Annotated in this window: 21 protein-coding genes; 16 read left to right on the forward strand and 5 right to left on the reverse strand. The window is 71.6% G+C overall.

The annotated features are described in order from the left end of the window. Nucleotides 1–3: 3 nt before the first annotated feature. Nucleotides 4–1776 carry an ABC transporter ATP-binding protein gene (locus AC5L38_RS06885; protein ID WP_495241895.1) on the forward strand — a complete coding sequence of 591 codons (1773 nt, stop codon included), beginning with the start codon at nt 4–6 and terminating at the stop codon, nt 1774–1776. Here AC5L38_RS06885 and AC5L38_RS06890 read toward each other — a convergent pair. From AC5L38_RS06890 to AC5L38_RS06905, 4 genes are all read right to left on the reverse strand, one after another. Further along, nucleotides 1773–2225, reverse strand: coding sequence for a GNAT family N-acetyltransferase (locus AC5L38_RS06890; protein WP_495241896.1), 453 nt, complete (start codon nt 2223–2225; stop codon nt 1773–1775). The genes AC5L38_RS06885 and AC5L38_RS06890 overlap by 4 nt on opposite strands. A 116-nt stretch (nt 2226–2341) precedes the next feature. After that, nucleotides 2342–3358, reverse strand: coding sequence for an ABC transporter substrate-binding protein (locus AC5L38_RS06895; protein WP_495241897.1), 1017 nt, complete (start codon nt 3356–3358; stop codon nt 2342–2344). A 154-nt stretch (nt 3359–3512) separates the two neighbouring features. Continuing rightward, nucleotides 3513–4277, reverse strand: a complete 765-nt coding sequence (locus AC5L38_RS06900; protein ID WP_495241898.1) for an amino acid ABC transporter ATP-binding protein — start codon at nt 4275–4277, stop codon at nt 3513–3515. After that, nucleotides 4274–5329: an amino acid ABC transporter permease gene (locus AC5L38_RS06905; protein WP_495241899.1), complete on the reverse strand. Its 1056-nt coding sequence runs from the start codon at nt 5327–5329 to the stop codon at nt 4274–4276. The genes AC5L38_RS06900 and AC5L38_RS06905 overlap by 4 nt, the downstream gene beginning before the upstream one ends. A 388-nt stretch (nt 5330–5717) precedes the next feature. Here AC5L38_RS06905 and ppk2 point away from each other — a divergent pair, with 388 nt between their 5' ends. The 14 genes from ppk2 to AC5L38_RS06975 all read left to right on the forward strand — a co-directional run bounded on the left by ppk2 (nt 5718) and on the right by AC5L38_RS06975 (nt 17698). Then, the gene (gene ppk2 / locus AC5L38_RS06910) at nt 5718–6674 is read left to right on the forward strand and encodes a polyphosphate kinase 2 (protein ID WP_495241900.1); all 957 of its coding nucleotides are present in this window, start codon (nt 5718–5720) and stop codon (nt 6672–6674) included. Nucleotides 6675–6771: 97 nt separating this feature from the next. Beyond that, complete coding sequence (hisI, locus tag AC5L38_RS06915) at nt 6772–7119, forward strand: phosphoribosyl-AMP cyclohydrolase (RefSeq protein ID WP_344743796.1); 348 nt, start codon at nt 6772–6774, stop codon at nt 7117–7119. Then, entirely contained in the window at nt 7116–7718 is a 603-nt protein-coding gene (locus tag AC5L38_RS06920; RefSeq protein WP_495241901.1) for a TIGR02234 family membrane protein, read from the forward strand. Before hisI ends, AC5L38_RS06920 begins: the two co-directional genes overlap by 4 nt. A gap of 149 nt (nt 7719–7867) precedes the next feature. Beyond that, nucleotides 7868–8332 carry a DUF4190 domain-containing protein gene (locus AC5L38_RS06925; RefSeq protein WP_495241902.1) on the forward strand — a complete coding sequence of 155 codons (465 nt, stop codon included), beginning with the start codon at nt 7868–7870 and terminating at the stop codon, nt 8330–8332. 444 nt (nt 8333–8776) lie between these two features. Beyond that, nucleotides 8777–9262, forward strand: coding sequence for a DUF2752 domain-containing protein (locus AC5L38_RS06930; protein WP_495241903.1), 486 nt, complete (start codon nt 8777–8779; stop codon nt 9260–9262). A 170-nt stretch (nt 9263–9432) separates the two neighbouring features. Continuing rightward, entirely contained in the window at nt 9433–10242 is an 810-nt protein-coding gene (gene trpC, locus AC5L38_RS06935) for an indole-3-glycerol phosphate synthase TrpC (protein ID WP_344743800.1), read from the forward strand. Between the two features lie 27 nt (nt 10243–10269). Then, the gene (gene trpB, locus AC5L38_RS06940; RefSeq protein ID WP_495242079.1) at nt 10270–11490 is read left to right on the forward strand and encodes a tryptophan synthase subunit beta; all 1221 of its coding nucleotides are present in this window, start codon (nt 10270–10272) and stop codon (nt 11488–11490) included. 66 nt (nt 11491–11556) lie between these two features. Continuing rightward, complete coding sequence (gene trpA / locus AC5L38_RS06945) at nt 11557–12351, forward strand: tryptophan synthase subunit alpha (protein WP_495241904.1); 795 nt, start codon at nt 11557–11559, stop codon at nt 12349–12351. Between the two features lie 205 nt (nt 12352–12556). Continuing rightward, nucleotides 12557–13090 (forward strand): MauE/DoxX family redox-associated membrane protein, encoded by a 534-nt coding sequence (locus AC5L38_RS06950; RefSeq protein ID WP_495241905.1) that lies wholly within the window; start codon nt 12557–12559, stop codon nt 13088–13090. Beyond that, nucleotides 13090–13854, forward strand: a complete 765-nt coding sequence (locus AC5L38_RS06955; protein WP_495241906.1) for a DsbA family protein — start codon at nt 13090–13092, stop codon at nt 13852–13854. Before AC5L38_RS06950 ends, AC5L38_RS06955 begins: the two co-directional genes overlap by 1 nt. A gap of 26 nt (nt 13855–13880) precedes the next feature. Beyond that, nucleotides 13881–15254, forward strand: coding sequence for a prolipoprotein diacylglyceryl transferase (lgt, locus tag AC5L38_RS06960; RefSeq protein WP_495241907.1), 1374 nt, complete (start codon nt 13881–13883; stop codon nt 15252–15254). 145 nt (nt 15255–15399) lie between these two features. Further along, nucleotides 15400–16119, forward strand: coding sequence for a VIT1/CCC1 transporter family protein (locus AC5L38_RS06965; protein WP_495241908.1), 720 nt, complete (start codon nt 15400–15402; stop codon nt 16117–16119). Beyond that, the gene (locus AC5L38_RS06970) at nt 16116–16967 is read left to right on the forward strand and encodes a hypothetical protein (RefSeq protein ID WP_495241909.1); all 852 of its coding nucleotides are present in this window, start codon (nt 16116–16118) and stop codon (nt 16965–16967) included. The genes AC5L38_RS06965 and AC5L38_RS06970 overlap by 4 nt, the downstream gene beginning before the upstream one ends. A 113-nt stretch (nt 16968–17080) precedes the next feature. Beyond that, the gene (locus AC5L38_RS06975) at nt 17081–17698 is read left to right on the forward strand and encodes a hypothetical protein (RefSeq protein ID WP_495241910.1); all 618 of its coding nucleotides are present in this window, start codon (nt 17081–17083) and stop codon (nt 17696–17698) included. 39 nt (nt 17699–17737) lie between these two features. Here the strand turns inward: AC5L38_RS06975 and AC5L38_RS06980 are convergent, their stop codons facing one another. Continuing rightward, complete coding sequence (locus AC5L38_RS06980; RefSeq protein ID WP_495241911.1) at nt 17738–19537, reverse strand: bis-aminopropyl spermidine synthase family protein; 1800 nt, start codon at nt 19535–19537, stop codon at nt 17738–17740. Nucleotides 19538–19811: 274 nt separating this feature from the next. Here AC5L38_RS06980 and gltB point away from each other — a divergent pair, with 274 nt between their 5' ends. Beyond that, nucleotides 19812–24317, forward strand: coding sequence for a glutamate synthase large subunit (gene gltB / locus AC5L38_RS06985; protein ID WP_495241912.1), 4506 nt, complete (start codon nt 19812–19814; stop codon nt 24315–24317). The last annotated feature ends 42 nt before the right edge of the window (nt 24318–24359 follow it).

Consider the following 24359-nt stretch of genomic DNA (forward strand, 5'->3'; position numbering starts at 1 on the left):
CCGGTGAGCTCGTTCCAGGGGGTCGAACGCTCGGGCCTGGCCACCGTCAGGCACGGCCTGTCGCTCACACCGGAGTTCCGCAGGGGGCTGGCCGGGACGCTCGCGCTGGCCGTGGTGGCCACGGTCGGCAAGATCATCGTGCCGATCGCCGTCCAGCAGACCATCGACAGGGGGCTCGGGGGAGGGGCCCCGGACGTGGCCTACATCCGCACCGCCGTGCTGCTGTGCGCCGCCGCCGTGGTGCTCACCGCGCTGTGCGCGTACCTGATGAACGTCCGCCTCTACCGGGCCACCGAGTCCTCGCTCGCCACGCTCAGGGTGCGCGGCTTCCGGCACGTGCACGACCTCTCCGTGCTCACCCAGAACTCCGAGCGGCGCGGCGCCCTCGTCTCGCGGGTCACCGGCGACGTCGACCAGATCAGCGTGTTCATGCAGTGGGGCGGGCTGATGATCATCATCGCCCTGGGCCAGCTCCTGGTCGCCACCGTGCTGATGTTCGTCTACTCCTGGCAGCTCGCCCTGGTGGTGTGGCTGTGCTTCCTGCCGCTCATGGTCGTCCTGCCGCGCTTCCAGCGGTGGCTGTCCGGCGCCTACACGCGGGTTCGCGAGCGCACCGGCGACATGCTCTCGGCCGTCAGCGAGTCGGTCGTGGGCGCGGCGGTGATCAGGGCCCACGGCTCCGAGGCCCGTACGGCCGAGCGGCTCGACGTCGCGATCGACGCCAACATGGCGGCGCAGGCCCGCACCCAGCGGATCGTCGCGACCGTGTTCCCGCTGACCGAGATCGTCGCCGCCGTCACCCTGGCGGCCGTGGTGCTGGTCGGGGTACGGCTCGGGCTGGCCGAGGACATCACCGAGGGGCGCCTGGTCGCCTTCCTGTTCCTCATCACGCTGTTCGTCTCGCCGATGCAGATCGCCACCGAGGTGCTCAACGAGGCGCAGAACGCCGTCGCCGGGTGGCGGCGCATCCTGGGCGTGCTCGACACCCCCGCCGACGTCGCCGACCCGGGCCCGGAGGGCGTCGAGCTGCCGCGCGGCCCCATCTCGGTCTCCTTCCAGGACGTGGAGTTCTCCTATCCCGGAGGGGTCCCGGTGCTGCGCGAGGTCTCGGCGGACATCCCGCCGCGCTCGCGGATCGCCGTGGTGGGGGAGACCGGTTCCGGCAAGACGACCTTCGCCAAGCTGCTCACCCGCCTGATGGACCCGGTCTCGGGGCGGATCACGGTCGACGGCCACGACCTGCGCGACGTCCGGTTCTCCTCCCTGCGCAGCCGCATCGTGATGGTGCCGCAGGACGGCTTCCTGTTCGACGGCACCCTGGCGGAGAACATCGCCTTCGGCCGCCCCTCGGCGACCGAGGCGGAGATCCGGCTGGCCATGACCGAGCTGGGGCTCACCGACTGGCTGGAGGGGCTGCCCGCCGACCTGTCGACCAGGGTCGGCCAGCGCGGCGAGTCGCTGTCGGCGGGCGAGCGCCAGCTCGTCGCGCTCGCCCGCGCCTACCTGGCCGACCCCGACCTGCTGCTGCTGGACGAGGCCACCTCGGCGGTGGACCCGGCGACGGAGGTGCGGCTGGCCCGCGCCCTGGAGGGCGTGACCCGGGGCCGCACCGCCGTCTCCATCGCCCACCGGCTGTCCACCGCCGAGGCGGCGGACGAGGTGTTCGTCTTCGACAAGGGGCGGATCGTGCAGCGCGGCCCGCACGCCGAGCTGGTACGACGGCCCGGTGTCTACGCCGACCTGCACGCCTCCTGGGTCTCGGCCGCCCGCTCCTAGCGGCCCTGAGGGACGATCTTCTCGAAGGGGTGGGGGCCGACCGTCTCGGGGTCGGCCGCCAGGTCGTAGAGCGGGGTGTACCCGGTCGAGAGATACAGCCCGGCCGCCTCCGGCTGCCGGGGGCCGGTGGTCAGGTAGATCCTGCGATAGCCCTGCCGCGCGGCCTCGCGCTCCAGCTCCCGTACGACGACGACGCCCAGGCCGCGCCTGCGGTGGTCGGGGTGGGTCCAGATCCGCTTGAGCTCGGCGGTCTCCTCGTCGTGACGGAAGAACGCGCCCCCGGCGACGGTCCGCCCGTCCTCGACGAGGATGAGGAACGCGCCCCCGTGCTCCGGGGCGAACCGCTCGTCGGGGTAGCGGTTGATCTCCTCGTTGGGCCCGTACCGGCTGGTGTACTCGTGGTGCAGGTCCTCCAGGAGCGGTCTGACCGCGGGGTCGCGGACGGCCACGTGCCGCACCTCGAAGGGTTCGTCCGGGGCAGGTGGGGCGTTCCTCGTGTACGGGGCCGGTGCTGGGCGAAGGGGACGGCCGGTGCCCGGGGCGGCGGGCCTCGCGGAGCCGATCGTCACTTCGGCTGCCTCGGCAGGCCGGGCGGGTTGATCTTCGAGGTGGGCAGCGCCTCGTTGTCCAGGCCCCAGCGCTTGAGCACCTCGGCGTACTTGCCGTTCCCGATGAGCGTGTTGATCGCCTCGTTGACCGGCTGGACCAGGCCGTTGCCCTTCAGGGTCATGACCGCGATCAGGCCCTCGACCGACCCGCCGCCCGAGAGCGTGCCGACGATCCTGCTGTCGCCGCCCACCGCGACCTGGTAGGCGATGGGAGGGTTCGGGCCCAGGTAGGCCTGGATGCGACCGGACTTCAGCGCGAGCAGGACGTCGCCGTACTTCTGGTAGTACTGGATGTTCGCGGCCTTGAGCCCGGCCTTCTGGTTCTGCGCGTCCCACTCCAGCAGGATCTTCTCCTGGTTGGTGCCGGAGCCGACGGAGACGTTCAGACCGGCGATGTCGGCGGGCTTCTCGATCTTGGTGATCTGGCTGTCCTCGCCGACCTGCCAGGCGAGCTGGTCCACCCGGTAGGTGGCGAAGTCGTAGATGTCCTTGCGCTCCTCCGTCACCGTGACGTTGTTGAGCACCAGGTCGTACTTGCCTGACTTGACCGCGAGGAACAGGTTCTCCCAGGAGGTGTTGTCCTCCTTCAGGGGCAGGCCCAGCACGTCGGCGATCAGGTGGGCGAGGTCGGTCTCCACGCCGACCAGGGTGGTGTCGTCGTCGGCCAGGAACACCAGGGGCGGCGCGCCCTCGCCGTTGAACCCGGCGGTCAGCGCGCCCTTGGACCGGATCGCCTCGGGGACCTTGGCGGCGATCGCCTCCACCTTCTCGGCGCGGACGCGGTTCTGCTCGGGCGAGGTGTTGATCCTTGTCCCGCCGGTTCCGGACGGGGCCGCGGCCGGGGCGGCCGCGCCGGCCGCGTCGGCCGCGGCCCTGTCCGTCGTACCGGCCGGGGCGGCGGTGCCGCCGCAGGCGACGGCGAGGAGGAGAGGCAGGGCGGCGACGGCGGGGGTGAGCCTCGATATGAACGACATGTCGGTCCTTGCTCGGGTGAGTGGTGGGTCGTGCCGGGGGTTCGCGCGGGAGCTTCGCGAAAGGGCGTCGCGCGGGGGTTTCGTGAGAGGTCTTCGCGGGGGTCCTCGTGAGAGGGGTTCGCGCGGGGTCCTCGTGAGAGGTCTGTGCGAGGAGTCAGAGGACCTTGCTGAGGAAGAGGCGGGTGCGCTCGTGCCGGGGGGCGTCCAGCACCTCGGCGGGAGTGCCCCGCTCGACGATCCGGCCCTCGTCCATGAAGACCACGGTGTCGGCGACCTCGCGGGCGAAGCCGACCTCGTGGGTGACGACGATCATGGTGGTGCCGCTCCCGGCGAGGCCCTTGACCACGTCGAGCACCTCGCCGACGAGCTCCGGGTCCAGCGCGGACGTCGGCTCGTCGAAGAGGATGACCTTGGGCTCCAGGGCCAGGGCGCGGGCGATGGCCACCCGCTGCTGCTGCCCGCCGGAGAGCTCGCGGGGGTAGGAGTGCGCCTTGTCGGAGAGCCCGACCCGCTCCAGCAGCCGGGTCGCCAGCGCGTCCACCTCCGCCTTCGGCCTGCGCTGGGCCGACCGGGGCGCCTCGGTGACGTTCTGGTGCACGGTCAGGTGCGGGAAGAGGTTGAAGTTCTGGAAGACGAAGCCGATCTTGGTGCGCTGCCGGAGGATCTCGCGCTCGGGCAGCTCGTACAGCCTGTCGCCGGACCTGCGGTAGCCGACCAGCTCGCCGTCGACGCCGACCGAACCGCTGTCCACCTTCTCCAGGTGGTTGACGGTACGCAGGAGCGTGGACTTCCCCGATCCCGACGGGCCCAGGATCACCGTGACCTCGCCCGCGGCGACCCGCAGGTCCACTCCGCGCAGCACCTCCAGCGACCCGAAGCTCTTGTGCACGTCCCGCAGCTCGACCATCGTGGCGCTCATGCGCGCCCCCTGCCGTAGTAGCGCTCGATGTAGTGCTGGGCGAGGGACATCACGGAGGTCATGACGAGATACCAGATGGTCGCCACCAGCAGCAGGGCGATGACCCTGCCGTTGCGGTTGTAGATCACCTGGACCTGGTAGAAGAGCTCGGGCAGGGCCATGATGTAGACGACCGAGGTGCCCTTGACCAGGCCGATGATCTCGTTTCCGGCGGTCGGCACGATCGAGCGCATGGCCTGCGGCAGGATGATCCGGAACAGCTGCCTGGTCTTGGGGATGCCCAGCGCCGCGGCCGCCTCCCGCTGGCCGTGCTCCACCGAGAGCAGCCCGGCCCGGACGATCTCCGCGGCGTAGGCGGCCTGGTGCAGGGCCAGGCCCAGCGCGGCGGCGGTGACCGGGCCGATCAGGTCCATCGTCCCGATGTCGAAGAACGCCGGGCCGAACGGCACGCCGAAGGAGAGCCGCGGGTACAACAGGGCCAGGTTGTACCAGAACAGCAGCTGCAGGATCAGCGGCACCGATCGGAACAGGGCGATGTAGCCCCAGGCGACCGAGCTGAGCAGCGGGTTCCCCGACAGCCGCATGAGTGCCAGGACCGTGCCGAGCAGGAAGCCGAAGACGATTCCCAGCGCGGTCAGCTCCAGGGTGAACACGACCGACCGCAGCACCGAGGGCGCGAACAGGTACTCCCCGACGACCTCCCACTCCCAGGCCGGGTTGGTGACCAGCGCGCTGACCGCCATGGCCAGCAGCACCGCGACGCCCAGGGCCGCCACCCACCGCCCGGGGTGGCGGGTGGTGACCACCTTCGGCGGGGGCTCGCCGGCGGCCGCGTCTCCGGGGCCGTCCGGGAGGCCGCCCGCCGGGGGAGTGGCGGCCAGGATCACGCGGGGCCCGCCGGGTCCGCGGGGGGCGGGCGCGGGGCCGGGCCGGGTCCGGCCCCACGCGGACCCGCGCCCCCGGCCGTTCGTCACCGGGGGCGGTGCCTTCGCGAGGGTCGCGGGGAGATCGTGTGTGTCACCGCCGTCGGCGCCTGAGAATTCGACGGGCATGGTTGAGGCCTTTCTGGCTGGTCGTACCGGGTCGTACCGGGTGGAGGGGGGGTGCCGGGGCGCGTTCCGCCGGCGGAGTGCCGGAAGGTCGGAAGGGCGGCGGCGGCGCGGGTCAGCGGCGACAGGGGAGGGGGCGGGCGCGGCGGCAGGCGAGGTGCTCGCCCGCCGCCGGCTGGAACTCTGGGCGCACGGCATCACTTCAACACACGTTCACAATCCCGTCAAGACCTACTTGTTTAGTAGGTTTTTGGTCGAAGCGGATCGTCACCCGTGACGGCGGGATGGATCACCCGCGGAGAAAGGGGCGTCCGGGGAGGATTAGCCTGCTCAGGGGGAGGTAGAGGCAGGGCGGAGGCGGGTCTCACACCCGCCCGAGGGAAGGGACCGAATGTCAGAGTTGGTTGGCGGGGAGCCGTCGGACAGCCAGTTCCCCGTGGTGGACGTCCACGCGGCGATAGACCGCAGTGACCTGCTCGACGAGCTGACCGATCTGCGGGTCAACGACGATGACGACGACGACCCCGTTCTGGTCCGCAAGGACGGCAGCCCGGTCGACACCTGGCGGGAGAAGTATCCCTACGGCGAGCGGATGGATCGGGCGGAGTACGACCGGGTCAAGCGGCTGCTCCAGATCGAGCTGCTCAAGCTCCAGTACTGGATCAAGGACACCGGGGGACGCATGATCGTCCTCTTCGAGGGGCGCGACGCCGCGGGCAAGGGCGGCACGATCAAGCGCTTCATGGAGCACCTCAACCCCCGGGGCGCGAACGTGGTGGCGCTGGAGAAGCCGAGCGAGCGCGAGAGCACCCAGTGGTACTTCCAGCGCTACATCTCCCACCTGCCCGCCGCCGGGGAGATGGTCTTCTTCGACCGCTCCTGGTACAACCGCGCCGGGGTCGAGCGGGTGATGGGCTTCTGCACCCCCGAGGAGTACCTGGAGTTCCTGGAGCAGGCCCCCGAGTTCGAGCGGATGCTCGTCCGCGACGGCATCCACCTGGTGAAGTTCTGGTTCTCGGTCTCGCGGTCCGAGCAGCGCACCCGGTTCGTGATCCGCCAGGTCGACCCGGTACGGCAGTGGAAGCTGTCGCCGATGGACCTGGAGTCGCTCGACAAGTGGGAGGACTACACCGCCGCCAAGGAGGACATGTTCATCCACACCGACACGGAGGAGGCCCCGTGGACGGTGATCAAGAGCAATGACAAGAAGCGGGCCAGGATCGAGGCCATGCGCCACGTCCTGAGCCTGTTCGAGTACGACAACAAGGACCACGAGATCGTCGGCACCCCCGACCCCAGGATCGTCGTCCACGCCGCTGACGTGCTCGACGACGACCGCAGCCACTGAGCCGCCACTGAGCCGCCACTGAGCCGCCACTGAGCCGCCTGCCGGGGGAGCGAAGGCCGGTCGCGACCCCTCCCCCCGGTTGCGGCACAATTGCCGCATGTCCCTTGACCTCGCCATCGCGGCCCGGCTGAAGCGCACCGCCGACGGGCTGGTTCCCGCCGTCGTCCAGCAGTACGACACCGGCGAGGTGCTCATGCTCGCCTGGATGGACGACGAGGCGCTGCACCGCACGCTCACCACCGGCAGGGCCACCTACTGGTCGCGCAGCCGCGGGGCCTACTGGGTGAAGGGCGACACCTCCGGCCACGTCCAGCACGTCAAGTCCGCCGCGCTCGACTGCGACGGCGACACCATCCTGCTCAAGGTCGACCAGGTGGGCGCCGCCTGCCACACCGGCGACCGGACCTGCTTCGACGCCGACGAGCTGACGGTGACCCGGGCGTGACGGCCAGGCGGGAACTGTTCACCTGGCTGGCCGTGTGCGCGGCGGGCGCCGCGCTGGTGCTCCTCGCCGCCGGGCGCGACTGGTTCACCGTGACGTACGACACCCGCGAGGTGGCGGTCTCCGCGGCCGAACTGGCCCCCGCGCTCGGCCCCGCCGCCTGGGCGGCACTCGCCGCGGTGGTCGCCGTCCTGGCCACGGGGGGCGTGTGGCGCGGGCTCGTCGGAGCGGTGATGGCGCTCGGCGGGGTCGGGATGATCGCCGGTTCCTGGTGGGGGAGCGGCGCGAGCGCCGCGCTGCGGATCTCCGCCGAGCAGGCGCCGATGTCCGCGGGCACCGCCCCGCAGGTCGCGCAGGCCGTCGTCTGGCCGATCCTCGCCTCCGCCGGGGGGCTCCTGCTGCTGGCCGGAGGGGTGGCGGCGATCCTGCGCGGCGGGCGCTGGCCGGGCATGTCCGGCCGCTACGACCGTCAGGGAACGGAACCCGGCGGCGCCGCGAGCCGTCCCGCTCCCGCTCGGAGCGCCCCCAGCGAGCGGGCACTGTGGGACGCCCTCGACGAGGGCACCGACCCCACGGTCGACCCGGACCCCCGCGAGCGCTGACCCCCGCGAGCGCCAGGGAGGGACGCCGCGGGCGTGCGCTTTCGGCTACGACTTGCTCACAACGCGCTCACAAGCGTGGGCGGAGCCTCTCCTTTCCGGAGCATTTTCGCTAGGATTTCGCCCGCAACTCGGATAATTGGGGGTCATTCATGAGCTATGGCAATCACTCGGATGGCTATGGCCAGACCCCAGGGGCCGGCGGCTACGGCCCCTCGGGCGGCCACGATTCGTCCGGCGGTTACGGCGCCGGAGGGTACGGCGGTTACGGCCAGCCCGGTTACGACCAGTCCGGTTACGGCAAGCCCGCTGGCGGCTACGACCCCTACGGGGGGTACGGCGCGCCGCCGCCGCCCAGGGGCAACAACGGCATGGCCATCGCCTCGCTGATCATGGGCATCGCGGGACTGTTCATCTGCGGCCTCCCCTCGCTCGTGGGCGTGGTGCTCGGCCACATCTCGCTGGGACAGATCAAGCGGACGGGCGAGGAGGGCCGGGGCATGGCCATCGCGGGCCTGGTCCTGTCCTACTTCAGCGTCCTGTGCTGGGTGGGCGTGGCGTTGCTTTTCTGGCTGATCGGGGTCGGCGCCCTCATCGGCAGCGGCACGGGCTACTGACGCGGGCACCGGACGTCCGGTGCCGGTTCACGACCCGCCCCGATGCCGTCACCGGCCCGCGAGCGGCGCCGATCCCGCCTCATGACCTGCTCCGACTCCGTTGACCGGCCCGTGAGCGGCGCCGATCTCGCCTCGTGACCTGCTCCGACTCCGTTGACCGGCCCGTGAGCGATGCCGATCCCGCCTCGTGGCCGGGCTCCGATCCCGTCAAGGGCACGCGACCGGCTCCGGCCCCGTACAGGGGGCCGCGAACGCTGTCGGTTCCGCCAGGTTCCCGGGACCGTTTCCGGTTCCCGCGAGGTTCGCGCCCGACAGTCCTGACGGCCCCGGAAGCCCCGCAAGCCCCGAAAGCCTCGAAGGCCCGATGACCCGGGGGTGGCGTGGGCCGTGGGTAGGGTGGCCGGTGAAGGGCCGGACACCGGTGAGGGGTGCTGACGGGCCCTGATGGCAGCGGGGTGGCAGCATGGTGACGGCGTGGTGACGGGCAAGATCGAGGGTTCGCGCGGGTCGCGCGCGACGGCCGTGCTGGCGCCGCTGGGCACCGCGCTGGCGGCGGGCGCGGCGGTGGCGTTCGTGGGGGCGGTGGACCCCAACGAGCCCGGCCACTACCCGACCTGCCCGTTCCTCATGCTCACCGGCCTCTACTGCCCCGGCTGCGGTGGCCTGCGGACGGTGTACGCGCTCGTCCACGGCGATCCCGTGACGGCCCTGGGGCTCAACCCGTTCGTCGTACTCGCGATCCCGGTGCTGGTCGTGCTCTGGGGCCGGTGGGCGCTGCGCGCCTGGTCCACCGGCGGGTCCGCCGGGAAATCCGGCGGCGCGCCCGCCAGGAAATCCATACACCCGGCCTACGTGTGGTTATTGCTCGCTTTGATGGTCGTGTTTTGGATAGTGCGAAATCTTCCTTTTGGGGAATTCCTGGCCCCATAGTCACCGATAGGTCTCACCCCGTGGCCGGGCAACCCCGGCAGGGCCGATAGCATCGGCGGAACAAGGGCAGTTGATTCGGGAGGGGCCTAACTCGTGAGTGAGCGGAGCGAGCGAACTACGGACACGGCAGCGTCCGCGAACCTGGCCCCGGAACTTCGCGAGGAGGGCAAGTGAGCGTGCTCGAGGAGATCCTCGAAGGAGTCCGCGCCGATCTGGCCGAGCGGCAGGAGAGGGTGACGCTGGCCGAACTCAAGGAGCGGGCCGGGCGGGCACCCGCCCCCCGCGACGCGTACGCGGCGCTGGGCGGCGACCAGGTGGCGGTCATCGCCGAGGTCAAGCGCTCCAGCCCGTCCAAGGGCGCCCTGGCCGCGATCGCCGACCCCGCCGCGCTGGCGGGCGACTACGAGTCGGGCGGCGCGCACGTCATCAGCGTGCTCACCGAGCGGCGCCGCTTCGGCGGCAGCCTCGACGACCTGGCCGCCGTGCGCGCCGTCGTCGACATCCCGGTGCTGCGCAAGGACTTCATCGTCACCTCGTACCAGCTGTGGGAGGCCCGCGCCTACGGTGCCGACCTGGCGCTGCTGATCGTCGCGGCGCTCGACCAGAACGCGCTGGTCTCGCTGATCGAGCGGGCCGAGTCGATCGGGCTGACCCCGCTGGTCGAGGTGCACACCGAGGAGGAGCTCGACCGGGCGCTCGCCGCCGGAGCCAAGATCATCGGTATCAACGCACGGAACCTCAAGACCCTCGAGGTCGACCGCGAGGTGTTCGCCAAGCTGGCTCCGAAGATCCCCGACGGCGTCATCAAGATCGCCGAGTCGGGCGTGCGCGGCCCCCACGACCTGCTCGCCTACGCCAGGGCGGGCGCCGACGCCGTCCTGGTCGGCGAGAGCCTGGTGACCGGCAAGGACCCGCGGGCCGCCGTGGTCGACCTGGTCACCGCCGGTGCCCACCCAGCATCCCGACCCGAGGGGCAGTAAGCAGTGACAACGCACGAGGGAACCCTCATCACCACCGCCGACCTCGCGGGGAACGCCGCCCACGGCAACGACCCCGACATCCACGGCAAGTTCGGCGTCTTCGGCGGACGCTACGTGCCCGAGGCGCTCATCCCGGCGCTGGACGAGGTCGCCGCGGAGTACGACAGGGCGAAGAACGACGTGGCGTTCCTGCGGGAGTTCGACCACCTGCTGCGCACCTACGCCGGGCGGCCGACCACGCTGACCGAGGTCCCGCGCTTCGCCGAGCAGGCGGGCGGCGCCCGGATCATCCTCAAGCGCGAGGACCTGACCCACACCGGCGCCCACAAGATCAACAACGTGCTCGGCCAGGCCCTGCTGACCAAGCGCCTGGGCAAGACGCGGGTGATCGCCGAGACCGGCGCCGGCCAGCACGGCGTCGCCACCGCGACCGCCGCCGCCCTGATGGGCCTGGAGTGCGTGATCTACATGGGGGCCGTCGACTGCGAGCGCCAGGCGCTCAACGTCGCCCGCATGAAGCTGCTCGGCGCCACCGTCGTCCCGGTCACCAACGGCAGCCAGACCCTCAAGGACGCCATCAACGAGGCGTTCCGCGACTGGGTCGCCAACGTCGACCGTACGCACTACCTCTTCGGCACCATCGCCGGGCCGCACCCGTTCCCGGAGATCGTCCGCGACTTCGCCCGCATCATCGGCGTCGAGGCCCGCCGCCAGACGCTGGAGCTCACCGGCAGGCTGCCCGACGCGGTCACCGCCGCCGTCGGCGGCGGATCGAACGCCATCGGCATCTTCCACGCCTTCCTCGACGACAAGGACGTCCAGCTGCACGGCTACGAGGCGGGCGGCCGGGGCCTGGAGAGCGGCGAGCACGCCCTCACCCTCACCGAGGGCTCCATCGGCGTGCTGCACGGCTCGCGCACCTACGTGCTGCAGGACGACGAGGGCCAGACGGTCGAGTCGCACTCGATCTCGGCCGGGCTCGACTACCCCGGCGTCGGTCCCGAGCACGCCTGGCTCAAGGACAGCGGCCGCGCCACCTACCACGGCATCACCGACGCCGAGGCGATGGACGCCTTCTCGCTGCTCGCCCGCACCGAGGGCATCATCCCCGCGATCGAGTCCTCGCACGCGCTCGCCGGAGCCCTCAAGCTGGGCCGCGAGATGGGTCCCGAGGCGACGATCCTGGTCAACCTCTCGGGCCGGGGCGACAAGGACATGGGCACCGCGATGAAGTACTTCAACCTCTGAACCTCTGACGACCGACTTGCTTCCCCTCCGGCGGCCGGCGGGGACGAACCGCAACGGAAGTAAACGATGACGACTCTCCAGACGGTGTTCGCCAAGGCCAAGGCGGACGACCGCGCCGCCCTCATCGGCTACCTGCCCGCCGGGTTCCCCAGCAAGGAGGGTGCGATCGCCGTCGCCACCGCGATGGTGGAGGCGGGCTGCGACGTGATCGAGATCGGCCTGCCCTACTCGGACCCCCTGATGGACGGCCCGACGATCCAGGACGCCGTCCACCGGGCGCTGACCAACGGCACCCGCATCGCCGACGTGCTCCGCACGGTCGAGGGCGTGGCCGCCACCGGTGCCGCCACCCTGGTCATGACGTACTGGAACCCGATCGACCGCTACGGCGCCGACCGCTTCGCCCGGGACCTGGCGAACGCGGGCGGGGTGGGCACCATCACGCCCGACCTCACCCCCGAGGAGGCCGGTCCCTGGCGCGAGGCCAGCGCCTCGGCCGGGATCGACACGGTCTTCCTGGTCGCGCCCAGCTCCACCGAGGCCCGCATCAAGGCCGTCGTCGACAGCTGCACCGGCTTCGTCTACGCGGCGTCGCTGATGGGCGTCACCGGCGCCCGCGAATCGGTCGGCGAGGCCGCGCACGGCCTGGTCGAGCGCACCCGCCCGCACACCTCCCTGCCGGTGTGCGTCGGCCTGGGCGTCGGCACCGGGCGGCAGGCCGCCGAGGTCGCCGGCTACGCCGACGGCGTCATCGTGGGGTCGGCGTTCATCCGCCGCGTCCTGGACGCCCCCGACGAGAACTCCGGTCTGGCGGCCGTCCGCGAGCTGGGCGCCGAGCTGGCGGCGGGCGTCAGGCGCTGAGGACCCGCCCGGGCGCGCTCCCTCCCACGGAGGGGGCGTGCCCTGTTTCATGCCCGCCGGACAGGCTTATTCGACGCTTATCCAATCCGTGATGAGGTTTCCCTCGGATACCTTGCGTTCGCCGGAGACGTCCGCGCCCGGGGCCTGGAATAGGAGAATGGTGCTCGTGACCTCTGATAACCCCGCGCCCAATAGACCGCGTATCGTGATTTCGGCGCTACCCTGGGTAACGACCGTCTCGCGGCTGGTGCTGGCGGGCGTGCTGATTGTCGCGGGTTGGGGCAAGATCGGCACCCCGGTGCTCTCGGTTCAGGCGGTCGAGGCATATGAACTGCTCCCTGAATCGCTCGCCACGGCGGTCGGCTACGGCCTGCCGATCCTGGAGATCGTCGTGGGGGTGTTGCTGGTCGTCGGGCTGCTCACCCGGGCGGCGGGTGTCATCTCGGCACTGCTCATGCTGGCGTTCGTCATCGGGATCGCCTCGGCGTGGGCGCGCGGGCTGCGCATCGACTGCGGCTGCTTCGGCGGCGGCGGTCAGCTGGCGGCCGGGGTGGAGCCCGACTACCTGATCGACATCCTCCGTGACCTCGGTCTCTTCGGACTCGGCGTGCTCGTCGCCTGGTTCCCTCCGGGCCGCTTCGCGCTGGACTCCGCCCTGGGGCTCACCCCGGGACGGGAGCCCTACGACGACCCCGAGAGCGACGACGAGGAGGAGCACCAGGAAAAGGAGACGGACTGATGGGCAAGGCCGCGCGGGAGCAGTCGGCGCGTGATCGGATCAAGGCACAGCGTGAAGAGCAGTTGCTGAGGGAAAGGCGCAAGCGCATGGCGACCATCGGAACGGTCGCCGTCGTCGCGATCGCCGCAGTCGGGGCGGGGTGGTGGTTCGCCGCCCAGAGCAGCAGGTCCGAGGAGGTCGGCACCGCGCTCGCACCGGTCACCGTCGCCTCCGACGGGTCGGTGGTCATGGCCAAGGCGGGCGTGGAGAAGCCGGTCCTGGACGTCTTCGAGGACTTCCAGTGCCCCGCGTGCGAGGCGCTGGAGAGGACCAGCGGCGCCACGATCAAGAACCTGGCGGCCGAGGGCAAGGCCAAGGTGGTCTACCACCCGATCACGATCTTCTCGGAGCAGACCAACAAGGGGATCACCCGGGGCAACTCCGTGCGTGCCGGGGCGGCCTCCCGCTGCATCGCCGGGGGCGCCCCCTGGAGCGAGTTCCACGACAAGCTGTTCGAGGAGCAGCCGTCCGAGACCGCGGAGGGCTTCGCGATCCCCGACCTGATCGCCTGGGGCAAGGACGCCGGGGTGACCGACCCCGCCTTCGAGAAGTGCGTGACCGGCCAGGAGAAGGCGTCCGCGCACCTCGCCTACAGCGCCGAGGTCCTGAAGACCCAGAAGCTCACGGGCACCCCGACGCTGAAGCTCAACGGCACCGAGGTGGACACCGCGGTGGCTTTCAAACCGGCCGAGCTACGTCAGGCCGTTCTTGATGCCGCCAAGTAGCGCGCGACACGGTAACGTCACCTGACATGCCCCTCGCCTCGATTCCCAGCCCCTCCCAGGGGGTCTGGCACCTCTTCGGCGTGGTCCCCATCCGGGCCTACGCACTGTGCATCGTGCTTGGTGTCGTCGTCGCGGTCGCCATCGGCGAACGTCGCTGGCGCGCCCGCGGCGGTGTCCCTGGAACGATCGTGGACCTCGCCGTCTGGGCCGTGCCGTTCGGCCTGGTCGGTGGTCGCCTCTATCACGTCATCACCGACTGGCAGCTCTACTTCGGGCCGGACGCGCCCAACGAGCCGATCGAGGCGCTGTTCATCTGGAACGGCGGCCTGGGCATCTGGGGTGCCGTCGCGCTCGGTGGCGTGGGCGTCTGGCTGGGCTGTCGCGGGCGGGGCATCTCCCTGACCGCGGTGGCCGACACCGTCGCCCCCGGCATCGCGGTGGCCCAGGCCATCGGCCGCTGGGGCAACTACTTCAACCAGGAGCTGTTCGGCAGCCCCACCGACCTGCCGTGGGGTCTGGAGATCGACCCCGACCGGCCGGGCACGGTGCCGGGCGAGGACACCTACCACCCCGCGTTCCTGTACGAGTCGATCTGGGACCTGGGCCTGGCGCTGGTCCTGATCTGGCTCGGCCGCAAGTTCGTGATCCGCCACGGCCGCCTGTTCGCGCTCTATGTCGCCGGCTACACCGTGGGCCGCTTCTGGATCGAGGGTCTGCGGGTCGACACCGCCCACCACATCCTCGGCCTGCGGCTCAACCAGTGGACCTCGATCATCGTGTTCATCGGGGCGATGGCCTACTTCTGGTACGTCAGGAACAAGACCACCGAGGAGCGGGTCGTCCCGGTGACCGATCTCGACGGTCTCTCCGGCGGGGCCGCCGTTCCGGGTGACGACGAGAGCGCGGACCCGGCTTCGCCGAAGGCCCTGGTCACGTCGGACACGGCAGACGGGGCGGTGGATCCCGTCGATCCGGCTCATCCGCCGGACCAGGCCGACCGGACGGAGAACGACGGCGAGACGCGGACCGCCTCGGCGACGCTCGCGGCCGACGGCCCGGGCGAGACCGGGGAGGAGGGCACGGCCGGAGGCTCGGTCGACCCGGCTCACCCGTCGGACCAGGCCGAGCCGGTGGAAAGCGATCGGGACAGGGGCGAGCCGGACGCGGTTCCGGCCGCGACCCCGGGCAAGGTCACCCCGGAGAGCGCCGCCTCCGGCGGGACCGTACCGGACAAGTCAGATGAGTCGGATAAGGCCGTCGCGGAGAGTGCCGCCTCCGACAAGGCCGTCCCGGCCGGCGGTGCCGTCCCGGACGGGGCCGCTCCGGTGGCCGAGAAGGGCGAGCTTCGCGAGGGGCCCGCGACGAAGGGCGTTTCCGAAGGCGAGAAAGAACGACGTTGACGTTCTTCCCACGGTCGAGGCCCCGGGGCCCCGGACGCGCCGCCGGATCGTCCGGCGCACCGGCGCGCCCCCTCTCCGGGGCCGAGATCGGCGGCTCGCCCCCCTCTGACGCCGAGTCCCACGGCTCGTCTCCCGAAGGACCGAAGTGAGCTCGGACGCCTCCGGGGGGCGTGCCGAGATGCACCACCGGCACCGCGACGTCAACGGCGGCTGGCTGCGGCCGTCGGTGTTCGGCGCGATGGACGGCCTCGTCTCCAACTTCGCCCTGATCGCCGGTGTCGCCGGCGGTGCCGCCGGCACCAGGGTCATCCTGCTGGCGGGCATCGCCGGCCTGGCCGCGGGCGCGTTCTCCATGGCCGGCGGCGAGTACGTCTCGGTGGCCAGCCAGCGCGAACTCGCCCTGGCCGAGATCGACGTCGAGCGGCGCGAGCTCGAACGCCATCCCGAGGCCGAGCTGGAGGAGCTGGCCAAGCTCTACGAGGAACGGGGCGTCGACCCCGCGGTGGCGGCCGAGGTGGCCAGGCAGATCTCGATGGATCCCGACAGGGCCCTGGAGGTGCACACCGAGGCCGAGCTCGGCGTCACCCTGCGTGACCTGCCCTCGCCCAGGACCGCCGCGATCTCCTCGTTCCTGTCGTTCGGGGTGGGCGCGCTCCTGCCCCTCCTGCCGTACCTGCTCGGCGTCACCAGCCTGGTGGCCTCGGCGGTGATCTCCTGCCTGGCGCTGTTCGGCGCGGGCGCGCTGGTCTCCCGGGTCACCGCGCGCAGCTGGTGGTACAGCGGGCTGCGCCAGCTCCTCGTCGGCGCCGTCGCCGCCGGCCTGACCTTCGCCCTGGGCACCTTCCTGGGAGGAACCGCACTGTGACCCCGCCACCCCCGACCCCGGCCCCGCCTTCGCCGGCCTCCGGGCGCAAGCGTCGCCGTACCTCCGGCAAGACGCAGACCTGGAGCATCCCCCAGCTGGAGGAGTGGGGGCTGACAACGACCCAGCAGCGGCTGGTGGTGGTGTTCGGATCGCTGGCGGGCGTGCTGGTCGCCGCGGTCGCCCTCACCCTGGCGATCTCCGCGATCGGCAACGACTTCGTGCCCGAGCGGGCCACCGCCTCGGTCATCGGCACCGAACCCCGGCCGGACGTCTACCGGGGATGGCCCTCCTCCAAGGTGTTCGCGCCGATCGCGCAGAGCAAGGCCGACCCCAAGCCGCTGACGGTCAAAGACCTCTTCGCCAAGACCCTCAAGGAGGGCAGGATCACGCTGAGGCTGGCGGGCGCCCCCCGGCTGGAGACCGACTGCGTGGCGGCGGTCTGGGGGCAGGGGCTCGCCGACCTGCTCACCCAGGGAGGGTGCACCCAGGTGGCCAGGGGCCTGTACAGCAGTGCCGACGGCCGTTACGTCGCCCAGTACACCATGTTCAACCTCCGCGACACCGCCTCCGCCGACGCGCTGGCGAACACGCTGACTACCCTGCACCGGGGCGGCTGGGTCCGGCCGCTGCAGGCCTCCAGGGCCGCCTTCCCCGCCGGGGGGCACACCGAGGCCAGCGGGCACGCCATGGGGCACTACGCGGGCCTGGTCTGGATCGGGAAGACCGACGGGACGGAGCCGGGCCCGAGGGACGACTTCGTCTCGCTGTCCCTGACGGTCCGTGCCACGGAGAAGGCGATCTTCCGTCGCATCGTCGCCGCCTCCCCGCCACCCGCCCCGGCCAAGTAGTCCCCGTACGCCGCCCCGCCCCCGGGCGGGGCCACGGACGGTGAGCCTCCGGTTCCGGTCGGGAATCCCGGTTCTTCGAGGACCGGCGGGATGTCGAAGTAAGCTTTTTCCCCATGCGCAAGTGGATCATCATCATCGTCGTGCTGGCCGGGATCGCCGGCACGGGAGCCTTCCTGTGGCTGGGCGACGAGCCCGCCCCGCGCCCCGCCGTCCTGCGCGCGGAGCCCGGTACGGCCCACTACGCGCCCATCGCGACCCGTGCCCTCGATCCCCGGCCGCTGACCGTCGCGGAGATGTTCCCCGGCCCCACGGTGTCGGCGGGCACGACCAGGCTCGCGCTCAGGAACACCGAGGCCCTCGCCGACTGCGTCGAAGCGGCCTGGGGGAGCGCGGAGGAGGCGCTCGGCGGGTGCACGCAGGTGCTGCGCGCCCGCTACGAGACCGAGGACGGAGCGGTCTCCGGCCAGTTCCTGATCTTCAATCTCGGAGACTCCGCCGCCGCCGACAGGCTCGTGGCGGCGCTGCGGGGCGGCGGCTTCGTCCGGCCCGCCCCCGGCACGCCCGACGGCTTCGACGGCTCGCACGGCTGGGCCCAGGTCCGCGGCCTCGGGCACTACGTCACGGTGAGCTGGGTCGCCCCCGCCGTACCGGGGAGCAAAGTGGACCTCACCTACCCGCAGGTCGCGGTGGACGGTCTCGGCCTGGTCATCCAGCGTCGGCTGGTCCGCTGAGGGGCCTCATCCGGCGTCGGCTGGTCCGCTGGGGGAGCCTCATCCGGCGTCGGCCGGTGCGCCGAGGGAGCTCTCCACCGCGGCCCGCAGCTCCAGCAGCCGGTGGGCGGGCAGTTCGAGGACGGTGACGTCGCCCGCCCACGGGGCCACGGCGGCGACGACCGCCCTGGCCTGTTTCTTCGTCAGGTCGCCCCTGACCCTGATCAGGGCCTCGCGCCAGGTGTTGGCGAGCTTGCCGTGCGCGTTGTCCAGGACCCGGCGCAGGATCCTGGCAGCGTCACCGGTGTCACCGGTGTCACCGGCGTTCCCGGCCGGTGGCGCCACCCGTACGGCGCGCACGGACGCGCCCTCGGCGGTGAGCTCGTAGACGGGGGCGAGCAGGTCGGCGGGGAGGTCCTTCGGGGGCGCGGCCAGCGTGACCCGGACCTCGGCGGCGCGGGTGGCGAGCAGCAGCCGGGGAAGCGCGGCCTCCAGACCGGCGGGCACGGAGATCGCCACCCTGGCCGGGTCGCTGGCGTAGGGCTTGGCCAGCCAGGTCGTCAGGCGCGCCCTGGGGGCCCTGGGCAGCACGTCGCGGGGCCAGTCGCCCACCAGCACCTCCGGGACGAACCCGTCGCCGGGGTCCGCGGCCGGGGCGGCGGCGGAGGGGGGCGCCGACTCCACGGACTGCGGGCCCTGCGTGTAGATGGCGGTGCCGGACGCCTCGACGCGGGCGGTCGCGGCGGGCCAGGTCCTCGTCGTGGGACGCAGGACGTACAGGTCGGCGGCCGACCCGATGGCCTCGGCGCCGAAGTAGCGGTTGAAGTCGGGGTAGATCGCCTCGTTGACGAGGTTGAGCTGCGACAGGGCCTGCTGCACCTTGAGGGCGAGCGCGGGGGTGCGCTCACTGGCGCCGTACGCCAGCATGATCCGGCCCTGCTCGCGGTCGCGCAGCCCCTCCGCGCAGCGGGCGACGAACAGCCCGACGCCCTCGGGGGTGTAGGGGGGATCGGTGATCGCCAGGTCGGCCCACGACTGCGCGGAGGCGGGCAGCCCCAGGCGCAGGTCGGCCCAGCGGGTCCGTACGGGCAGGCCGAGCAGGTCGGCCTGCCCGGCGATGTAGGCGAGGATGCGCTCGTCGACGTCGACGACGGTCACCTCGACGCCCGGGTGCAGCATCGCGGTGGCCAGCGAGGTCAGGTCGTGGTCGCCCACGCACAGCAGCCGGGCACCCTCCAGCCAGAAGCGGGCGTCCAGCAGCAGCGCCCGCCTGACCACGGTCTCGCCGGTCGCGGCGACGTGGTCCAGGGTGTGGCGGCCCCGGGGCGCCTTGGCGATCAGCTCGTCCATGCGCGCGACCAGGTCCGCGTGGCCGGGGAGCAGGTGGGCCACGGGGTCCGCCGGGGCCGGGGGCCTCACCACCGCTCGGGCCGGTGTGGGGGCGGTCACCTGCGGGCCGGCCGGTGTGGGGGCGTCCTGCTCCTGCCCGGCAGGGTCCTGCCAGGAGGGAGCCGGGCGGACCGGATTCCGGCTGTCCGAATTCCGGCTGGCCGGATCTTGCCAAGCGCGGTCCCGCCTGGCAGGACCCTGCCGGGCCGGCTCCAGCCAGGCCGGAGGGGCCGGGAGCCTGAAGCGGTCGCCGGACCGCTCCAGCTCCCCGTCCACCTCGCGCAGCAGGGCCTCGATGGTCCGCCGCGAGGTCGCGGTCTCCCTGACCAGGTCGGCGAGCGTCCACCAGCGGCCGCCCCCCAGCGCCACCAGCGCGTTCCGCAGCCGCCTGCCGTCGACGCCCGCCCGCGCGACGAGCGCCTCCGCCCCGGTTTCTCCGGGAATCTCCGGTGCGCCGGGTCGTCCCGACACGCCCGGGATGTTGGGAGTGTTGCCGTCTGTCAGACCGGTGGGGCCACCCGGGCCGGCGGGGTCGCTCGGTTCCATTGGGCCACCTTAGAGCCCCGACCTGGAATGTTGCGCCACCGTTATGTGTTAAACGAACCGGGCGAATCGGCACTAATTCGGCGCGACCTCACCGGGTAGGTAGGTATCCGGCAGGGTACGGTAATCTCTACCCACCACGCAGCAGGGCCAACGTCGTCCCTTGCTTGTTCCAAAGAAGCAAGACGACGGGAGGGATTCAATGCCTGCTGCCCACCTCGGCTTTCCCGAGCCCCAGGGCCTGTACCACCCCTCACATGAGCACGACGCCTGCGGTGTCGCCATGGTCGCGGACGTTGCCGGTCGCCGTAGTCACGACATCGTCGCGAAGGCATTGACCGCGCTGTGCAATCTCGACCATCGGGGAGCCCAGGGAAGCGAACCGGACACCGGCGACGGGGCCGGGATCCTGACACAGATCCCCGATGCCTTCTTCCGCGTGGTGACGGACTTCACCCTGCCCGCGGCCGGCTCCTACGCCGCCGGGATGGCCTTCCTGCCCGCCGAGGCGCAGGCCCGCGAGACCGCGGTGCGGCTGATCGAGGAGATCGCCGCGGAGGAGGGCCTGACGGTCCTCGGCTGGCGCGACGTCCCGACCACCCCGGACCTGCCCGGCCCGAGCGCCCGCGCGGTGATGCCGTTCTTCGGCCAGCTGTTCGTGGCCTCCCCGGACGGTGAGAGCGGCCTGGAGCTAGACCGGCTGGCCTTCTGCCTGCGCAAGCGGGCCGAGCACGAGGCGAAGGTCTACTTCCCCTCGCTGAGCTCCCGGACCATCGTCTACAAGGGCATGCTCACCCCGCTGCAGGTCGAGCAGTTCTTCCCCGACCTGAGCGACGAGCGCTACGAGACCGCGATCTCGCTGGTCCACTCGCGTTTCTCCACCAACACCTTCCCCTCGTGGCCGCTGGCGCACCCGTACCGCTACGTCGCCCACAACGGTGAGATCAACACGGTCAAGGGCAACCGCAACTGGATGCGCGCCCGCGAGGCGATGCTGAAGACGGCGAACCTGCCGGGCGACCTGTCGCGGCTCTTCCCGATCTGCGACCCGGCCGGCTCCGACACCGCCTCCTTCGACGAGACCCTGGAGCTCATCCACCTCGCGGGACGCAGCCTGCCGCACGCGGTGCTGATGATGATCCCCGAGGCGTGGGAGAACCACACCGAGATGGACCCCGCGCGGCGGGCGTTCTACGAGTTCCACTCCACGATGATGGAGGCCTGGGACGGCCCGGCCTCGATCACCTTCTCCGACGGCACCCTCGTCGGCGCGGTGCTCGACCGCAACGGCCTGCGCCCCGGCCGGTTCTGGGTGACCACGGACGGCCTGGTCGTGCTGGCCTCCGAGGCGGGCGTGCTGGACATCGCCCCCGAGGACGTGGTCCGCAAGGGCCGCCTGCAGCCCGGCAAGATGTTCCTGATCGACACCGAGCTCGGCAAGATCATCGAAGACGACGAGATCAAGGCGGAGCTGGCGGCCGAGCTGCCGTACGCGGACTGGCTGCACGCCGGGCTGGTCCGCTTCGAGGAGCTGCCCGCCCGCTCGCACGAGGTCCCGTCGCACGAGGCGCTGATCAGGCGGCAGCAGACCTTCGGCTACACCGAGGAGGAGCTGCGGATCATCCTGGCGCCGATGGCGAGGGCGGGCATCGAGCCGATCGGCTCGATGGGCACCGACACCCCGGTCGCGGTGCTCAGCGAGAAGCCCCGGTTGCTGTTCGACTACTTCAGCCAGCTGTTCGCGCAGGTCACCAACCCGCCGCTGGACGCGATCCGCGAGGAGCTCGTCACCTCCCTGGCCAGCACCATCGGCCCCGAGGGCAACCTGCTCGACCCGGGCCCGGCCTCCTGCCGCCAGCTCGTGCTGCCCTACCCGGTGCTCGACAACGACGAGCTCGCGAAGATCATCCACATCAACGACGAGGGCGCGCTGCCGGGCTTCCACCCGCACGTGGTCTCCGGCCTGTACGAGGTCGCGGGCGGCGGAGAGGCGCTGCTGCGCCGCATCCAGGAGATCCGCGCCGAGGTCTCCTCGGTGATCGAGGGCGGGGCGCGGATCATCGTGCTGTCCGACCGCGGCTCCTCCGCCACCCTGGCGCCGATCCCCTCGCTGCTGCTCACCGGTGCCGTCCACCACCACCTGATCGCCGAGAAGACCCGTACCAAGATCGGCCTGGTCGTCGAGACCGGCGAGGCGCGCGAGGCGCACCACATGGCGCTCCTCGTCGGCTACGGCGCGGGCGCGGTCAACCCCTACCTCGCCATCGAGACCGTCGAGGACATGGTCGACTCCGGCGCCCTGAAGGCCGACCGGCACAAGGCCGTGCGCAACCTCATCAAGGCGTACGGCAAGGGCGTGCTGAAGGTCATGTCCAAGATGGGGGTCTCCACGGTCGCCTCCTACACCGGGGCGCAGATCTTCGAGGCGCTCGGCCTGAGCCAGGAGGTCGTGGACGTCTGCTTCACCGGGACCACGTCCCGCCTGGGCGGCGTCGGCTTCGACGTCCTGGCCGAGGAGGCGGCGCAGCGCCACCTGCGCGCCTACCCCCGGGCCGAGAACGCCCACCGCCGCCTGGAGGTCGGCGGCGAGTACCAGTGGCGCCGCGAGGGCGAGCCGCACCTGTTCAACCCCGAGACCGTCTTCAAGCTGCAGCACGCCACCCGCTCGCGCCGCTACGAGATCTTCAAGGAGTACACCGGCCTGGTGGACTCCCAGGCGGAGAAGCTGATGACGCTGCGCGGCATGTTCAAGCTGCGCGAGGGCGTGCGCGAGCCGGTGCCGATCGACGAGGTCGAGCCGGTCAGCGAGATCGTCAAGCGCTTCTCCACCGGCGCGATGTCGTACGGCTCCATCTCCATGGAGGCGCACGAGACGCTCGCCATCGCCATGAATCAGCTGGGCGGCAAGTCCAACACCGGCGAGGGCGGCGAGGACCCCGAGCGGCTGCACGACCCGGCCCGCCGCTCGGCGATCAAGCAGGTGGCCTCCGGCCGGTTCGGCGTGACCTCGGAGTACCTGGTCAACGCCGACGACGTGCAGATCAAGATGGCCCAGGGCGCCAAGCCCGGCGAGGGCGGCCAGCTGCCCGGCCACAAGGTCTACCCGTGGATCGCCAAGACCCGGCACTCCACCCCGGGCGTCGGCCTCATCTCGCCGCCGCCGCACCACGACATCTACTCGATCGAGGACCTCGCCCAGCTCATCCACGACCTGAAGAACGCGAACCCGGCCGCCCGGGTGCACGTCAAGCTCGTGGCCGAGGTCGGGGTCGGCACGGTCGCGGCGGGCGTGTCCAAGGCCCACGCGGACGTCGTGCTCATCTCCGGCCACGACGGCGGCACCGGCGCGTCCCCGCTGACCTCGCTCAAGCACGCGGGCTCCCCCTGGGAGCTCGGCCTGGCCGAGACCCAGCAGACGCTGCTGCTCAACGGCCTGCGCGACCGGATCGTCGTGCAGGTGGACGGCCAGCTCAAGACCGGCCGCGACGTGGTCATCGCCGCGCTGCTCGGCGCCGAGGAGTTCGGCTTCGCCACCGCGCCGCTGGTCGTCTCCGGCTGCGTGATGATGCGCGTCTGCCACCTGGACACCTGTCCGGTCGGCGTCGCCACCCAGAACCCCGAGCTGCGCAAGCGCTTCACCGGCAAGCCCGAGTTCGTGGTCAACTTCTTCGAGTTCGTCGCCGAGGAGATCCGCGAGTATCTCGCCGCGCTGGGCTTCCGCAGCATCGAGGAGGCCGTCGGCCACGCCGAGCTGCTGGACACCACCCCGGCCGAGAACCACTGGAAGGCCTCGGGGCTGGACCTGGCGCCGATCCTGCACCAGCCCGAGCTGCCCGCGGGCACCTCGCTGCGCCGTACGGTGGAGCAGGACCACGGGCTGGCCAAGGCGCTGGACAACACGCTGATCCAGCTCGCCGAGGGCGCGCTCAAGGGCGGCTCCCGGGTCACCCTCGACCTGCCCATCCGCAACGTCAACCGCACGGTCGGCACCATGCTCGGCCACGAGGTGACCAAGCGGTACGGCGGCGCCGGGCTGCCCGACAACACCATCGACGTGCGCTTCACCGGTTCGGCGGGCAACTCCTTCGGGGCCTTCCTGCCCAGGGGGATCACCCTGCGGCTGACCGGCGACGCCAACGACTACGTGGGCAAGGGCCTGTCCGGCGGCCGAGTCTCGGTCCAGCCGCACGACGCGGCCCCGCTCGACGGGCACATCATCGCCGGGAACGTCGGCCTGTACGGCGCGACCTCCGGTGAGGCCTTCATCCGCGGCGTCGTGGGGGAGCGGTTCTGCGTCCGCAACTCCGGGGCCACCGCGGTGGTCGAGGGCGTCGGCGACCACGGCTGCGAGTACATGACCGGCGGCAAGGTGGTCGTCCTCGGCCCGACCGGCCGCAACTTCGCGGCGGGCATGTCCGGCGGCGTCGCCTACCTGCTCGACCTCGACGCCGAACGGGTCAACCGGGAGATGGTCGAGATCGAGAAGCTGGACGAGGCCGAGTCCGAGGCGCTGCGCGAGCTCGTCGAGGCCCACCTGACCGAGACCGGCTCCACGGTGGCCAAGGCGCTCCTCGCCGACTGGGACCCGTCCCGGTTCGGCAAGATCATGCCGACGGACTACAAGCGGGTCCTGCGGGCCGCCGAGTCCGCCCGGCTGGAGGGCCGCGACATCGACGAGGCCGTCATGACCGCCGCGGTCCAGGGGTGAGGCCGATGTCCTTCTCCACGCCGAAGACCGCTCATTTCGCCC

The sequence above is a fragment of the Streptosporangium nanhuense genome (assembly GCF_059358815.1).

Excerpts from the sequence above, each read along its gene's own strand:
- AC5L38_RS06895 (WP_495241897.1), bottom strand. The coding sequence starts at position 3,358 with ATGTCGTTCATATCGAGGCTCACCCCCGCCGTCGCCGCCCTGCCTCTC.
- AC5L38_RS06900 (WP_495241898.1), bottom strand. The coding sequence starts at position 4,277 with ATGAGCGCCACGATGGTCGAGCTGCGGGACGTGCACAAGAGCTTCGGG.
- AC5L38_RS06905 (WP_495241899.1), bottom strand. The coding sequence starts at position 5,329 with ATGCCCGTCGAATTCTCAGGCGCCGACGGCGGTGACACACACGATCTC.
- ppk2 (WP_495241900.1), top strand. The coding sequence starts at position 5,718 with ATGTCAGAGTTGGTTGGCGGGGAGCCGTCGGACAGCCAGTTCCCCGTG.
- hisI (WP_344743796.1), top strand. The coding sequence starts at position 6,772 with ATGTCCCTTGACCTCGCCATCGCGGCCCGGCTGAAGCGCACCGCCGAC.
- AC5L38_RS06925 (WP_495241902.1), top strand. The coding sequence starts at position 7,868 with ATGAGCTATGGCAATCACTCGGATGGCTATGGCCAGACCCCAGGGGCC.
- AC5L38_RS06930 (WP_495241903.1), top strand. The coding sequence starts at position 8,777 with ATGGCAGCGGGGTGGCAGCATGGTGACGGCGTGGTGACGGGCAAGATC.
- trpA (WP_495241904.1), top strand. The coding sequence starts at position 11,557 with ATGACGACTCTCCAGACGGTGTTCGCCAAGGCCAAGGCGGACGACCGC.
- AC5L38_RS06955 (WP_495241906.1), top strand. The coding sequence starts at position 13,090 with ATGGGCAAGGCCGCGCGGGAGCAGTCGGCGCGTGATCGGATCAAGGCA.
- lgt (WP_495241907.1), top strand. The coding sequence starts at position 13,881 with ATGCCCCTCGCCTCGATTCCCAGCCCCTCCCAGGGGGTCTGGCACCTC.
- AC5L38_RS06975 (WP_495241910.1), top strand. The coding sequence starts at position 17,081 with ATGCGCAAGTGGATCATCATCATCGTCGTGCTGGCCGGGATCGCCGGC.
- gltB (WP_495241912.1), top strand. The coding sequence starts at position 19,812 with ATGCCTGCTGCCCACCTCGGCTTTCCCGAGCCCCAGGGCCTGTACCAC.